Annotated in this window: 11 protein-coding genes; 4 read left to right on the top strand and 7 right to left on the bottom strand. The window is 50.4% G+C overall.

The features are described from left to right. Positions 1-12: 12 nt before the first annotated feature. From pstB to AC50Y5_RS01415, 4 genes are all read right to left on the bottom strand, one after another. Entirely contained in the window at positions 13-768 is a 756-nt protein-coding gene (pstB, locus tag AC50Y5_RS01430) for a phosphate ABC transporter ATP-binding protein PstB (protein ID WP_056030213.1), read from the bottom strand. Positions 769-925: 157 nt separating this feature from the next. Further along, the gene (locus AC50Y5_RS01425) at positions 926-2143 is read right to left on the bottom strand and encodes a methyl-accepting chemotaxis protein (RefSeq protein ID WP_494857968.1); all 1218 of its coding nucleotides are present in this window, start codon (positions 2141-2143) and stop codon (positions 926-928) included. Positions 2144-2337: 194 nt separating this feature from the next. Next, positions 2338-4449: a methyl-accepting chemotaxis protein gene (locus AC50Y5_RS01420; RefSeq protein ID WP_494857966.1), complete on the bottom strand. Its 2112-nt coding sequence runs from the start codon at positions 4447-4449 to the stop codon at positions 2338-2340. Positions 4450-4626: 177 nt separating this feature from the next. Next, positions 4627-6693, bottom strand: a complete 2067-nt coding sequence (locus AC50Y5_RS01415; protein ID WP_056030222.1) for a beta-galactosidase — start codon at positions 6691-6693, stop codon at positions 4627-4629. A 142-nt stretch (positions 6694-6835) separates the two neighbouring features. On the opposite strand from AC50Y5_RS01415, the gene AC50Y5_RS01410 reads away from it, so the two are divergent. The 3 genes from AC50Y5_RS01410 (at position 6836) to AC50Y5_RS01400 (ending at position 9419) form a co-directional block, all read left to right on the top strand. Continuing rightward, complete coding sequence (locus AC50Y5_RS01410) at positions 6836-7663, top strand: AraC family transcriptional regulator (protein ID WP_056030225.1); 828 nt, start codon at positions 6836-6838, stop codon at positions 7661-7663. A 220-nt stretch (positions 7664-7883) separates the two neighbouring features. Further along, positions 7884-9050, top strand: a complete 1167-nt coding sequence (locus tag AC50Y5_RS01405; protein WP_494857964.1) for a M20 family metallopeptidase — start codon at positions 7884-7886, stop codon at positions 9048-9050. An 87-nt stretch (positions 9051-9137) separates the two neighbouring features. Further along, on the top strand, positions 9138-9419 hold the full coding sequence (locus AC50Y5_RS01400; protein ID WP_494857962.1) for a hypothetical protein: 282 nt from the start codon (positions 9138-9140) through the stop codon (positions 9417-9419). 146 nt (positions 9420-9565) lie between these two features. Here the strand turns inward: AC50Y5_RS01400 and AC50Y5_RS01395 are convergent, their stop codons facing one another. Further along, the gene (locus tag AC50Y5_RS01395; protein ID WP_494857960.1) at positions 9566-10534 is read right to left on the bottom strand and encodes a 2-hydroxyacid dehydrogenase; all 969 of its coding nucleotides are present in this window, start codon (positions 10532-10534) and stop codon (positions 9566-9568) included. 137 nt (positions 10535-10671) lie between these two features. Here AC50Y5_RS01395 and AC50Y5_RS01390 point away from each other — a divergent pair, with 137 nt between their 5' ends. Continuing rightward, on the top strand, positions 10672-11538 hold the full coding sequence (locus tag AC50Y5_RS01390) for an AraC family transcriptional regulator (RefSeq protein WP_494857958.1): 867 nt from the start codon (positions 10672-10674) through the stop codon (positions 11536-11538). A gap of 384 nt (positions 11539-11922) precedes the next feature. On the opposite strand, the gene AC50Y5_RS01385 is transcribed toward AC50Y5_RS01390, so the two are convergent. Together AC50Y5_RS01385 and pnpS are read right to left on the bottom strand one after the other, a co-directional pair. Beyond that, the gene (locus AC50Y5_RS01385) at positions 11923-12648 is read right to left on the bottom strand and encodes a response regulator transcription factor (RefSeq protein ID WP_056030237.1); all 726 of its coding nucleotides are present in this window, start codon (positions 12646-12648) and stop codon (positions 11923-11925) included. 91 nt (positions 12649-12739) lie between these two features. Then, positions 12740-14515: a two-component system histidine kinase PnpS gene (pnpS, locus tag AC50Y5_RS01380; RefSeq protein WP_155972778.1), complete on the bottom strand. Its 1776-nt coding sequence runs from the start codon at positions 14513-14515 to the stop codon at positions 12740-12742. Positions 14516-14618: the final 103 nt, after the last annotated feature.

Here is a 14618-nt window from a genome sequence, read left to right as displayed (position 1 = left end):
CATTAGCCGAAATTAGCCAAAGCGTCCGGAAATATAATCTTCCGTGCGCTGGTCCGACGGATTGGAAAACAGCTTTTCCGTATCCGCATATTCAACGACTTCGCCGTTCAGGAAAAATACCGTTTGGTTGGACACCCTAGCCGCCTGATGCATATTGTGAGTGACCATTACAATCGTATATTTGTCCTTCAGCTCCTGGGTCAGCTCTTCGATTTTCAAGGTAGAAATCGGATCTAGCGCCGAAGTCGCTTCATCCATCAGCAAAATATCCGGATTTACCGCAATCGCTCTGGCGATACAAAGCCGTTGCTGCTGACCGCCCGATAAGCCCAGTGCCGAGCGCTTCAGAGAATCCTTCACTTCGCCCCACAGCACCGCAGATTTCAAGCTCGTTTCTACAATTTCATCAAGCTCTTTTTTGTTTGTAATGCCGTGCAGGCGCGGACCATAAGCCACATTATCATAAATCGACTTTGGAAAAGGATTCGGCTGCTGGAACACCATGCCGATTTTACGGCGCAGTGCTTCTACCTCTACCTCGCTAGAATAAATATTTTGCTGGTCAATGATAATGCTGCCTTCGATCCTCGTTCCTTGAATCATGTCATTCATCCGGTTAAGCGTCCGCAGCAAGGTCGATTTGCCACAGCCGGAAGGCCCGATAAAGGCGGTAATCGCCTTAGCCGGAATCGTAAGCGATACGTTCTTCAGTGCGTGGAACGCCCCGTAATAAAGATTCAGCTTGTCTATGTTAATTAGCGCTTCCAAACGTTCTCCTCCTTATTGCTTTCCATTGCCCGTTTTCCCCTTATTTATGGTTTGTATGTGATTCAAGCCGCAACTAGTCTGTTCCGTTCTATATGTTACAGACTGTTTGTAAATCTTATATTGCATTTATGTTAACGTAGTGTTAAAAGTAGACGTTTTATGAAAGAGTGCTCTTTTGCAGGCTGCTCATTTCCTGTGCGACGTGCTGCACTTGCAAATAAGCCTGCTCGGACAATGCCCCAATTTGCCCGGCATTGCCGCGATTTTCGGCTGCCGCTTGAAACAGGCTATTGAATGCGCCTTCTACCTCATGCACATGCGCTTCGCTAGACGCCGTCTCCAATCTGCCGTTTTTCGCCAGCTGCGCCGTTTGTTCAATTTCCTGGATAATCGTTTGAATAAGCGATGTAATCGTACCCGCTGATGTTTTCGTCTGGTTCGCCAGCTTCATCACTTCGCCAGCCACGATTGCAAAGCCTCGCCCATGCTCGCCAGCCCGCGCTGCTTCAATCGAAGCATTGATCGCCAGCAAATTGCTTTGTTCTGCCAGCTCCTTAATCAGCCCTGACACCTTGCTAATCGAGCCAGCTTCCGCCTGCAAGGCACGCATTCGCTCCTCCTGAAGCTGGGAGTTGGATGCGATGGAAGCGAATGCCTTCGTTACGTTATCCAGCTCGTTTTTCCCCTTCAGCGTCAAATCGACCATCACGACCGAAAGCTCCTCGCCTTCCTCCGTGGAGCCGCGCACGCTTTGAATCGCTGATTCGATCTCCTTTACACGCTCCTCCGCAGATCGAATCGTCCTGCGCTGGGCCAGCTCCGCCTCTTCCTGCAGCCTTTTGGAAAGCTTCAGCAAATCGGCAACTGTCAAGACCCCAGTGAATTTGTCTGCATCCGTCACAAGCACGCAATCATAGAGTACTTTCTCCTGACGATTAAGCGCCAGCTCAATGAGATGGTCCGGGGCACTTTCGTAGTCAATAATAAGCGGAGTTGCATCCATCATGACGGTTATAGGCTTTTCATAATATAAATCGGCACTAAAACGATGGCCCAGCTTTAGAAAAAAACGATTCCGCATCATGAGTCCCTTCACTCGATCGGCAGCGTCGCAAACGACCACACATTCCGATTCGGGATGCTGCTTGAAGACCGCTATCGTCTCTTTGCAGGTCCGCTCCTCCCGCACAATCGGCGCCTGACGAATAAAATCGGCAAGCCGAGCAGCCTGATGCGACGGAGCGTCTGTCTGCTCTCCCGAACCGGCAGCCTCCGCAGTTAAGACGTTTTCTGCTTGCTGCTCTGGATGCCAGGCTTCTAATTCGTCCATTTCCAGCTTCATATCCATCGGATACGCTAGCTCAGCAGTCGTCATTGGTCATCATCCTTCCGTAATTCCTTCTTCCTTCACTATAGGTCTTTAGCATCAACGGAAATACTTTGCTATGTTAACGCAATGTCAAATTAGACCAAGCCCGCTTCTCGGAAATTCCACTTTAAGGAAAAGGAACAAAAAAACCGCTATTCACGCTGCTGAATGAGCAGGCGAATAGCGGTTTTTAGAGAAAATTAAATTTTAAACTGCGACAATTTTTCCAGCAGCTCCTGAACCATATGGTCCAGTGACTCGGCCGCCGCCGATATTTGCTGCATCGATGCCAGCTGCTCCTCGGAGGCCGCTGCGACATTATGGGAATTGGATGCCGTGTCGCCCGCTATAACCGCCATTTGTTCAACGCTTGCGGTCATTTGCTGCGAGCTTGCATTCATTTGGCCAGCCACCGCTGAAACCTCTTGAATTTGGCTGCTGACTGCGCTCATTTCATTCATAATCGCATTGAACAGCTCGCCACTTCCCTCTACCGTTTGCGCGCCGCTCGCCACTTCTTTGGAGCCTCTTTGCATCGTTTGCGCCACATGATCCGTATCGCTGCGGATGCCATCCACAAGCTGTGATACTTGATCCGCTGCCTGCTTCGTCTGCTCCGCCAGCTTGCGCACCTCTTGCGCTACTATGGCAAAGCCCCGGCCATGCTCGCCTACCCGCGCAGCCTCAATGCCGGCATTCAGCGCAAGCAGATTCGTTTGTACGCTGATTGCTGTAATCAGGCCCGTCATTTGTCCGATTTGGGTCGAGCGTTCATTAAGCCGTTCAATCGCTGCTTCCGTCTCCGACACCGAATGCTGGATTTGGCCCATTTGACGGACGGCTTCCTGCATCAATCGATAACCATCCGCTGTCTGCAGCGCGACCCCATTCGCTGAGGAGGCTACTTGATCGCTCGATTCAGCTATGCGCTGAACATGGCTGGACATCGCATACATCGCTTCTGCGGTGCCGCCGGCATGCTGATTTTGCGTCTCGGCATCCATCGCTACTGTCTGAATCGATTCGGCTATCGTCTCCGACGCTTTGCTCGTCTGATCGGCGCTAGCTGTCAACTGCTCCGACGTTTCACTTACGGCTAACCCGAGATTCGTTACGAGCTGGAACATGCCCCGCAGCTTCTCCGTCATCCTATTAAAGGAAGCAGCCATCTGGCCTAGCTCATCCTGCTGTTTAATGGCAATCGTCTGGGTAAGATCGCCCTCGGCCATTTTTTCAAGTCCTATATTAAACAAGTTCAGCTTGCGAATAACCATAAAGCGGATCAGGAGAGAAATAATAACACCCAATAAAATCATCGAAGAACAGGCAATTACCAGCGATGTCGTGCGACTGGCATTAAAATCTTCAAATATCGCTGCTTTAGGAACAACGCTCTGGCTATACCAGAATTGATTGCTTCCCGGCAGCGCTATCGGCTCAAACAGCCGCATGACTTCGTCGCCATTCGAATCCGCCGTGTAGCCCGAATAACGCGTACCGCTCATCACATCATCCAGAAGCGCCTGCTTCCCTTCATTATCCCCGAAAGCCTCATTCAGTGCTGCCGAATCATTCGGATTAGCCAAATAATTGCCTTTTTCACTAATCAGGGATACATAACCGCCCATTGGCGAATATTCGGCTGCCGCCTTCTGGAAGCTCTCAATGGATAAGTCTGCTCCGACTATCCCGAGGAAGCTGCCACTTTGATCCAATATGGGAACAACAATTGATGTAATAAGCGTCTGCTGACCGGCTACATTATAAAAATAAGGATCAACGTAAGTTACTTTTTTTGATTGCTTGGGCAGCAAATAATAGTCTCCCGCCCCTTCCACCGTATAATCCGAAAGCGGATTGATTGCCGTCCCACTGCCGTTACGGAAAACATAAGGAATAAAACGGCCTGTTTTATCATCGTATGTCGAGTAATTACTATTGGCCTCGTCTTCTTGGTCAAAAGCATCCGGCTCCCACAACGTATAATACGCCAGCACACGTGGATCATTTTCGACCATGGTTTGCAGCATTTCAACGACCTTTTGACGCGATAGCTGCTTTTCACTTCGCGTTTCCTTTAGGACAAGCATCAGATTTTCCAATTTGGATTCGGTTGCCGTAAGCTCACGCTGTACCGACATCACAAAATCAGTTCCGGCCAACTGCGCTTCCTGCTCGCCTTTCGTCACAGCAAGCGACTCCAGTTGATTAATATTCAGCACATTCATTACAGTAAAAATGACAAGCAAGCAAATGACTACACAGGATACCAATTTAACCGTCAAAGATAAATGCAGCTGCTTCCTTCTCATGCTACCCACTCCTCCATACAAAACAACATGAATCGTTAATCGACAATATGCCTATATTTGATTATAGGTATTTAGAACCATATTCAACGTTTCTCATATTTTAAAATTCAATAAAGCGTATTCCAGCACAAAAGAACCGCGAACGAGGTTCGCGGCTCTCTCATCATTTTGAAACGATTAACGAGATTTACGTTTTAAAATCCGAACATCATACGCAGCAAGTGTGAGTGCAGACTCCGCTTGACCACCATTCAAAACATCCTCATAGGAATGGCTATCGAGCACTACCTGCTGCTCTTGCGGCGTGAAGTTGGATACGAATACATAGTCCGACTCCCCATCGCCACGCAGCTGCGCAGTCACGCCTTCAGGCAGCTCGGTATCGAGCACTTTGCGAATGCCCTCCTGCTCCACAAGCGTCTTGAAGAAATCTGTGAAAAATGGTTCTTTGTTGCGGGAAGCTACATAATACGCTTTCCCCTTGCCCAAGCGGTTCACCGTCAATGCCGGACGGCCAGCATAGAAATCTTCTCCGTATACGGCTAGCGCCTCTGCTCCTTCAAGGTGAATAAGGTCGCACAGCTCATGCGCTTCGTACTCGCCGGACAAGCCCAGTGCATTGCCTTCCGTCATGACTACGCGATTCGTCTCGCCGTCATGAAGGGAATCAATTTCCTCCGACCAGATGCCGAGCGTTTTGCGAAGCGGCCCTGGGAAGCCCGTCAGGAAGCATAGATCGCTTTCGTTCACGATGCCGGTCCAGTAAGTCGCAATAAACGTGCCGCCATTTTCAACAAACTTCTCAATAGCCTCGCCCACACCTGGACGTACCATGTACAGCATAGGAGCGATCACGATTTTATAAGAGTCCAATGCGCATTCGGAATCGATAATATCGACCGGAATACCTAGCTCCCAGAACGGACGGTAATGCTTGCGCGCCGTCTCCTCGTAATGAATGCCGCAGTTGCGCGGGCCTTGGGAGTCTTTGACCGCCCAGCGGTTTTCCCAATCGTAAATGATCGCGACTTCCGGCTTAACCGATGTTCCTACGACTCCCCCAAGCTGTGTAAGCGCATGGCCTACATCCGTTACATCTTTAAATACGCGGGTATGCTCATGTCCGACATGGTCAACGACCGAGCCATGCAGCTTCTCGCTGGAGCCGCGGCTTTTGCGCCATTGGAAATATTGCACCGTATCCGAGCCATGGGCAACGGCCTGCATGGAAGAAAGCAAATGCATGCCCGGCTTCTTCAGCTTGCTGACCGGCTGCCAGTTCGTCATGCTTGGCGTGCTTTCCATCAGCATAAATGGCTTGCCGCCTTTGAGCGAGCGGAAAATGTCATGGTTGAAGCCGATCCAAGCCGCCAGCTCGCTATCGCTCTCCAGGCTGTGCCAAGTCGGATAAGCATCCCACGAAATCATATCGAGCATATCTGCAAATTTCCAATAATTAAGCCCTTCAAAGTCGAGCATAAAATTAGTTGTAATTGGCAGCTCCGGGTTGATTGCGCGAAGCGGCTCCATTTCCTTGCGGCAGAAGTCCACCGTCTGGTCCGTAACAAAACGCATCCAGTCCACATTCATGCCGTGAACCGCCCGTTCTCCGCGCCGCGTTGGCGTATCGACTTGGCTCCAATCGGTATACGTATGACTCCAGAACGTCGTCCACCAAGCATCATTCAATGCCTCAAGTGTGCCATAACGCTGCTGCAGCCAGCCGCGGAACGCCTCTGCGCACAGGTCGCAATGGCATTCGCCGCCGAACTCATTGGAAATATGCCAGCCAATAACAGCCGGATGGCTCGAATAACGCTCAGCAAGCTTCGTATTCATAATTTGCACTTTCTCGCGGTAGACCGGAGAGGAGAAGCAGTGATTATGACGTGCGCCATGCAGATTGCGAATGCCGTTCTCATCTACACGGAGCACTTCCGGGTATTTGGACGACATCCATGCCGGTCTCGCTCCGCTCGGCGTTGCAAGCAGTGCATAAATGCCGTTGGCCGCAAAGCGGTCGAGCAATTGATCCATCCACTCAAAAGTGAAGACGCCTTCCTCTGGCTCCAGCGCAACCCAGCCAAAAATGCCAACCGACATGACATTGCTGTGCGACAATTTCATTAAACGAATATCTTCCTCTAAAATATGAGGATATTTAAGCCACTGGTCCGGATTATAATCCGCGCCATGAAGCATTTGGGGAATTTTCGAGCTGATTGGTGGAAATTTGCTGCTCATCTGTGTAACCTCCTGTAATAGCGGCATTCGTTTGACGAACGCTCATTCTTTAACTATATTCATATTATATATTTCGTTTTATTGAAACTAAATCTCACAATATTCTTATCTCTATAAAAATATGAAACAGGATGTGCAGCATATGGATACAATCGCATTCCCGCTTGTAACGGATACCGAGCTTGCGCTGCCGCTTTACGTCGACATAATCGGACATTGGGGCAATCAGGAGACGATCGATCGCATGAACGGCTTTCCCCACTATCAATGGCTGCAGGTTGCTTCTGGGGAAGGCGAGCTTATTATCGGAGAAAAAAGCTATTCGGTGAAAAATGGCCAAGGCTTCTGCCTGTTCCCCGGAGTGCCGCATCGTTATTATGCGACCCGCGAGCCGTGGGATGTGCATTTTGTCAGCTTTGGCGGCAGCCTGTGCGAAACGTTGTTCGAGCAGGCCGGCATTACTGAATCCGGCGTCTATGCAACAGCAGACGGAGAAGTATTAATTTCACATATGCGCAGCATATATGCGATGTCGCAGTCGGACCGTCCTTTTCTCGGCCTGGAATGCTCCAAACTGCTCTATGCGATGCTGCTTGATCTCTTGAAGGTTGTTCGTGTCAGCTCCCATTCGGCGCATCAAAGCCTATCGCGGCTCCATCCCGTCATTCAATATATTGAAGCGCATGCCGGCAGCCTCATTACGATTGAGGATTTAGCAGGGGCGATTAATGTGACGCCGCAATATTTATGCCTATTGTTTAAAAAAGCGATGCGCATGCGGCCGATGGAATACGTGAACCGCGAGCGAATTAGCCGCAGCAAGCAGCTGATGTTCCGTGAGAGCACGCTGAAAATGCAGGAAATCGCCAAGCTGTCCGGCTTCGACAGCGCCAGCTATTTCAGCTCCGTCTTCAAGCGGCTGGAAGGTGTTGGACCCGAGCAGTTTAAAAAAATGCACGGCATGCGTTAAGCCAGCTATTCGCACAACTCTGGGAACAGACGCTTGTACTGTGGTTCTACTGTGGTTCTACTGTGGTTCTACTGTGGTTGATTAGCTTGTTCAGCTTGCCCCCCGCGTATGCCGATGGGTGCCGCTGGCTATCTAGCAGACTGCGCGGCATGTTATAATGCCAGCATCTGCTTTATTTATGATGTGGTTACAAGTGGTTGCTTAGAAAGGAATGAAGAGGATGTTGAATAAACCTACGATTTTTGAGGAAATCGAGCGTCATAGCGAGGGCTTTAAGGCGATTTCCCGTTCGATTTTTGCGAATCCAGAGCTTGGACATGAGGAATTTGAAGCCTCGGCAGCGCTGTGCGCGGAGCTTGAGCGTCAAGGCTTTAGCGTTGAGCGGGGCACGCTTGGGCTGGCTACTGCTTTCATCGCCACCTATGATACGGGAAAGCCTGGCCCGATTGCCGCTTTCCTCTGCGAATATGACGCATTGCCGGAAATCGGTCATGCCTGCGGTCATCACCTCATCTGCATGATGAGCATCGGCGCCGCAGTCGGCTTGAAATCGGTTTTAGAAGCGGGAAGCATTCGCGTCTATGGGACGCCTGCGGAAGAAACGAAGGGTGCTAAAGTGCCGATGGCAGAAGCTGGCTTGTTCGATGATTGCGATTTCGCCTTGATGGCGCATCCTTACCATACGTTTGAAAAATCCGGCGAATCGCTGGCGATGGATGCCGTGCAGTTCGAATTTACAGGAGCGGCTGCTCATGCGGCAGCCAGCCCTTATGAGGGTATTAATGCGCTCGATGCGGTCATTCAGCTGTTCAACAGCGTCAATGCCTTGCGCCAGCAAACCCGCAGTGATACGCGCATTCACGGCATTATCGACAATGGGGGCAAGGCGCCCAACATTATCCCCGATTATGCCTCGGCAAAATTTTATATTCGCTCGGCTTCGCGCACGTATACGAACGAGTTGACCGCAAAGGTGCTTCGCTGCGCCGAAGGAGCCGCCCTGCAAACCGGCTGCGAGCTGCGCACCAACAATTATGAGCTGTCTTATGATGAGCTGCGCACGAATGAAGCACTGTCGGAGCAATTTTCCGCCAACCTGCTTGCGGCAGGCATTCAGGTTGGCGAAATTCAAATCGGCAAGGACCATGGCTCGGTTGACCTCGGCAATGTTTCCACGCACTGCCCAGCTATTCATCCTTATGTGAAAATCGTCGAGGAGCGCTTGCTGCTGCATACGGAAGGGTTTCGTGACGCAGCCATTACAGAGCGCGCGCTGGAGCGCATGATCTTCGGGGCGAAAATGCTCGCTGCCACCGCTGCGGATGTGTATAACGATCCAGCTTTGCTGGCACGCATTAGAGCAGAGTTTGAGCAGCAGACCAACTAAAATACAGATTAGCAATTTTTTAGAGATACTTAGTCAGCAACATTTAATAAGCCGATATCTGCTCAGCATAATTAAACGCGAGGGAGCGTGAAGCTTCGTATTGAAATGCTGGAAACCATATTGACCTGGATCTTGCTTCCCTTCTCGTGCGGGCTAGTGTGGGCCAGCTTCCGCTGGGAGAAGGGTCTTGCATATTGTTGGCTGGCTTTTCTTATTCCTGCGATTGTTCAACTCATCGCCGCTTTTCTGGTCGATTCAGGCACACGGACACTCTATCTCGTATTCGGATTCATCAATTTGGGGCTTGCCATCATTTTCGGTCTCCTCATCTACTACTTGGTCAGCTTGGCTAGCTCGTACAAAAATTAACCGATTGCTCCAGTAGATGATCGGCGTATAGTTTTAATCGCATGCAAAAAGGCCGGTAGCTGCTCCTAAGAGTGAGCATACCGGCCTTATTTAGTAACGACAAATAAAGTTGCTATTCATTGAATGAATAAAGGAATGAAAAAATACTACTTCAGCTCAGGAATCACATATTGCGGCTCACGTCCATAAAGGCCATCCACAAGATTGCGCGCTGCAAGCATTGCCATATTGTATCTCGTCTGATGGGTAGCCGAGCCAATATGCGGCAGCAGCACTGCATTGTCGAGCTGGAGCAGCGGATTGTCTTGCATAACCGGCTCTTTTTCAAAAACATCCAGCCCTGCGCCGCGTATCGTTCCGTTTCTCAGCGCCTCAATGAGCGCCGCCTCATCAACCGTCTCCCCACGCGAGCAGTTAATAAAGATGGCACTGCGCTTCATCATGGCAAACTGCTCCTTGCCGATCATATGCTTAGTCTCCGGCGTTAGCGGCGTCATCAGCACGATAAAATCCGACTCTTGGAGCAGTTGATCAAGCGGGCTGTACTGAACGCCAAGCTGCTGTTCGAAGTCTGGCTTGCGCGAACGATTATAATAGCTGACTTCCATATCGAAGCCGTATTTTGCACGTCTGGCAATCGTTTCCCCAATGCGGCCCATGCCTATAATGCCAAGCTTGGCGTGATGAACATCAATGCCGAACAAGGACGTACCGATGCCGCGCTTCCACTCACCTGCGCGAACGAGCTTATCAAGCTCCGCCACCCGGCGGGCTGCAGCCAGCATGAGCGCCATCGTCAAATCTGCCACCGTATCGTCTAGCACGTAGGGCGTATGTGTACCGATAATGCCGCGTTTTTTCATCGCATCCAGATCATTATGGTTGTAGCCGACGGAAATGTTGCTGACGACTTTCAGCTTCGGCGCCGCCGATAGCAGACGCTCGCTGATTGCGTTGCCCGCAGCAAGCAGACCTTCCACTTCGCTAATTTCTTCCGCCAGCTGCGCGCCGGTAATCCCCTGCTCGCCCTCCCACATCCGGCATTCGCAATGCTCATCGAGGTAGTTTTTCACCTCTGGGGGTATTTTGCTCGAAATAAATACTTTTGGTTTCATGTTATAATCCTCCATTTTCCAGAATTCATGATGTTCCTGCTTTCCTGCTCTTGCCTTTCAGTCCTATCCCCTCTACAATAAATCATATTGCCTCCCGGTACCAACAATCGATTTCGTTCCCTGAAGGAGGAGCACCCTTGGAAGCTTTTAACGAGCAGGTTCCTTACGAGAACCCGTTGCTTTCTATCCGAATTTTTCGAACACAGCGCTCAACCAGCGAATTGATCAAATGGCATTATCACAAACAGCTGGAGCTCATTTATATTATTAATGGCAGTCTCAAGATCGATATTGAGGACGACAGCTTTGATCTTGAAAGCGGAGACATTGTTGTGCTTGGCTCAAGCCAGCTGCATCGCGACCGCAATAAAGGCAAGCTGGACTATATAGTGCTGCAATTTAATCTCGAGGATTTTTTCGACAACAGCACCATACCTTATATCCGCTATTTTTCCGAGACGCAAAATCCACTGAGCCGCGCCAATTATATTTTTCGTGAAAATAAAGCCATCCGGCAGCAGGCAAGCGAAGCAATTACTAAGCTGCTGCATGAAGCAACCCACAAGGAAACCGGCTATGAAATCGCCGTCAGCATCCAGATCAAGCAGCTGCTGCTGCTGATGCTGCGCGGCGATAGCCAGCGCATCCTGGCCAGGCGGGATGATTTTGACCATATCCGGCTCAAGCCTGTCCTTGACTATGTCGAAAACAATTTGGGCGAGCGCATTCAGGTCGAGGACATGTGCCGAATTGTGAATATGAGCTACTATTATTTCGTTAAGTTTTTCAAAAAAACGATTGGCCTTTCCTTCACCGAATACGTCAATTACCGCAAAATCAAGTGGGCGGAGCGTATTTTGCTCACGAAGGATTTAAGCATTGCCGACGTAGGCGAGCGGATTGGCATGCCGAATATGGCCCATTTTTATAAAACCTTCAAAAAATACAACGACTGCTCCCCCAAGCAGTTCCAGCGAAAAATGCTGGAATGGGACCGCAGCTAAAGCTAATAGCTTCTCTGATTTTGGGTTACCATTTTCGTCTTCGGTTGTTAAGCTCTTAGTCTTTTGCTCTTTGTTCTTAGTCTTTGCTCTTTGCTCTTTGTCTTTTGCACTTTCGCTCTTCCTGCTTTACAGACTTTGCTTTTTTTATTGATTTTTAGGGAGCGCGAGGAGAGGTGGGGCTGGTGTGGAGGGGAGTGAAAGGTTTGAGCTGGAGAAGCGAAGCGTTCGCTTTTGCTGCCCAATTTCAACGATGCGGAGCATTGTTTAGAGAAATTGGGCAGCAATGGCGATCGTAAGCCAAACCTTTCACGCAGCGCAGCACAGCCCTTCCTCACCGAGCCGCCGCACGCGTCCCTAACGAACGATAAAAAAAGCTTGTCCACCTTAACTTTTAGGTGTGACAAGCTTTTTGTGCATAACGAGCTTATAGCCGACGCCGCGAATCGATTCGATTTGCACCGACTGCTGTCCAAGCTCCAGCTTTTTGCGAAGCGAGCTGACGTGCACATCTACGGTACGCTGACCGCCAATGTAATCGAAGCCCCACACAACATTCATCAAATCGTCGCGCGTAATAACCATGCCTGGCCGCTGGACAAGATACAGCAGCACTTCAAATTCCTTCGGACGCAGCGGGATCGATTCCCCATCCAGCACGACCTCATACTTATCCGGATAGATCGACAGCTCGCCCGCTGTAATGATCTTCTCTGTCGTTTCAGGCATCATGTTATCGTCCTGAAGCTGAGTCCGGCGCAGCACCGCAGATACGCGCGCCAGCAGCTCGGCAACGCCGAACGGCTTAGTAATATAGTCATCCGCACCATGCTTCAAGCCTTGCACGACTTCTTCCTCGGCATTGCGGGCTGTCAAAATAATGACCGGCGTCCGCAGGCCATTTTGACGCAGGCGATTTAAAATGTCGAAGCCGTTCATTCCCGGCAGCATAATATCTAAAATAATAAGATCGAAGCTGCGCTGCAGCGCCGTTTGCAAACCTTCTCCACCATGATCGGCGACCGTAATTTCGTAGCCTTCCTGCGTCAAATTGTATGACAGAAGCCTAGCGAGTGTCGGTTCGTCTTCAATGACAAGCACTTTATGCGACATGGTAACCTCCAGCATTATTGCATTTATTCAACCTTATTCTAACATGAAATTATATAGAAGTGGTAAACCTTTTGCGCTAAGTGTGAAACCGCTACTGCTGAAGCACGGGCAGCTCAATAATAAATGTCGTTCCACGGCCCACCTCGCTCGTTACGGAAATCGTTCCTTTGTGCAGCTCGATCAAATGCTTAACGATCGACAAGCCAAGCCCCGTGCCGCCTGAACTGCGCGAACGCGCCTTGTCTACCCGGTAGAAGCGCTCAAAGATGCGCGGCAAATCCTTCTTCGGAATGCCGATTCCCGTGTCGCTGATACGTATGCGGATATGGTCCTCGTTTATGCCTTCCATTTTCACGGTCACCCGCCCGCCCTCTGGCGTATAGTTGATGCCGTTCGAAAGCAAATTCATCACTATTTGCCGCAGCCGGTCTTCATCCGCTTCCATATATAGGCCTGCTTCCAGGTCCATTTTCAGCTCAATCACCTTGCGCGATGCCTCCGCCTCCAGCAGCTTGAGCGTTTTATCCATAAATGCATCCATATTGACCGGTGAAAAATAAAGCGGAACCCGCCGCGACTCGATTTTCGACAGCTCCAGTATATCTCCGATCAACCGGTTCAACCGATCGCTCTCGTCAAAAATAATTTGCAGAAACGAACGTGACGTTTCCGCATCATCGACAGCTCCTGCAATCAGCGTCTCTGCGAAGCCTTTAATCGCCGTAATTGGCGTTTTCAGCTCATGCGATACATTCGCTACGAACTCGCTGCGCATCCGCTCCAGGCGGCGAATGGCGGTCACATCCTGCAGCACGAGCAGCATGCCCTCATATTCTTCCCCCTCTTGCTCAATCGGCACCAGATTCAGCTCCAGCAGCCGCTCCTCGGGAAAATAGAACGTAACCTCCTCGCGGATATGCTCGTGCGTCTCCAGCCCCTCCTGAATCATTTGGGCTAGCTCAAATTGCTGCTTGCCTTCGGCGTAATGGCGCCCTACGAGCTCGCGTGCCGAGAAGCCGAGCAATTCCTCTGCATGTCTGTTCATCAGGACGAAACGTCCGGTACGGTCGATCATGACGACGCCGTTGATCATATTGTCCAGCACGCTTTCCAGCTGGCTTTCATTTTGGCGGATTTGCGTCATTTGCACCTGCAGGCTGTCCGCCATGGCGTTAATCGCATTGCCAAGCTCGCCAATCTCATCCTGCTTGGCTACTACCACGCGCGCCTGATAATCCATATTTTTAATCCGCTTCGCGACGCTTGTAATTTGCTCAAGCGGCCGCGTCAGGCTGAGCGCAATGCGGTAGCTGACAAAGGCAGCAGCCAAAAACAGCAGCAGCAGCCCGCCGCCAATAACCGTCCATACGTTGCGGATGCTTTGCTCGACTTCACTTAGGCTCATGGCCAATCGGATAACATTGGAGTTCGGATTGCTGCTATCCGTCAATATCGCCACATAAAGCAGATTCTGATGCAGCGTATCGCTTTTCCTGATCGTTCGGCCAACGCCGTCCTCGCGCGCTTCGGCAACCTCCGAGCGGCTGTTGTGATTGTCCATCGTGGACACTTCATGATCCGAGTCGCCCAGCACGACGCCATCACCGGAAATAAATGTGACTCGGGCGCCGGTGAAGCCTTTAAGACTTTTTGCTTCCTCGGTAAAATAAGGCTCCACCTCGCTCAGCGTGCCCTGCTTCCATTCCATTTTCGCCAAAATGATGTGCATTTCCCGTACCATATTGTCTTCCAACGCACTAATATGATTTTGCTTAAACGTATTTGCCATAATAAGTCCGGCCGCCGTAACGGATAAAGCAATCATTAAAATCATAATAATCGTCAGCCGATTTCGAAAGCTGTTCACGCCAACCACTCCTCGTGTTCTTTGCCACTCGTTTATTATAATACCGGGGGACTGGTGCTTCGCTCCGCGAAAGGTTGGTCTTCCGATCGCCGTTGGTGTTGAT

Source organism: Paenibacillus sp. JT22N7, from assembly GCF_059383875.1.
This window is presented reverse-complemented; position numbering and strand designations above follow the sequence as displayed.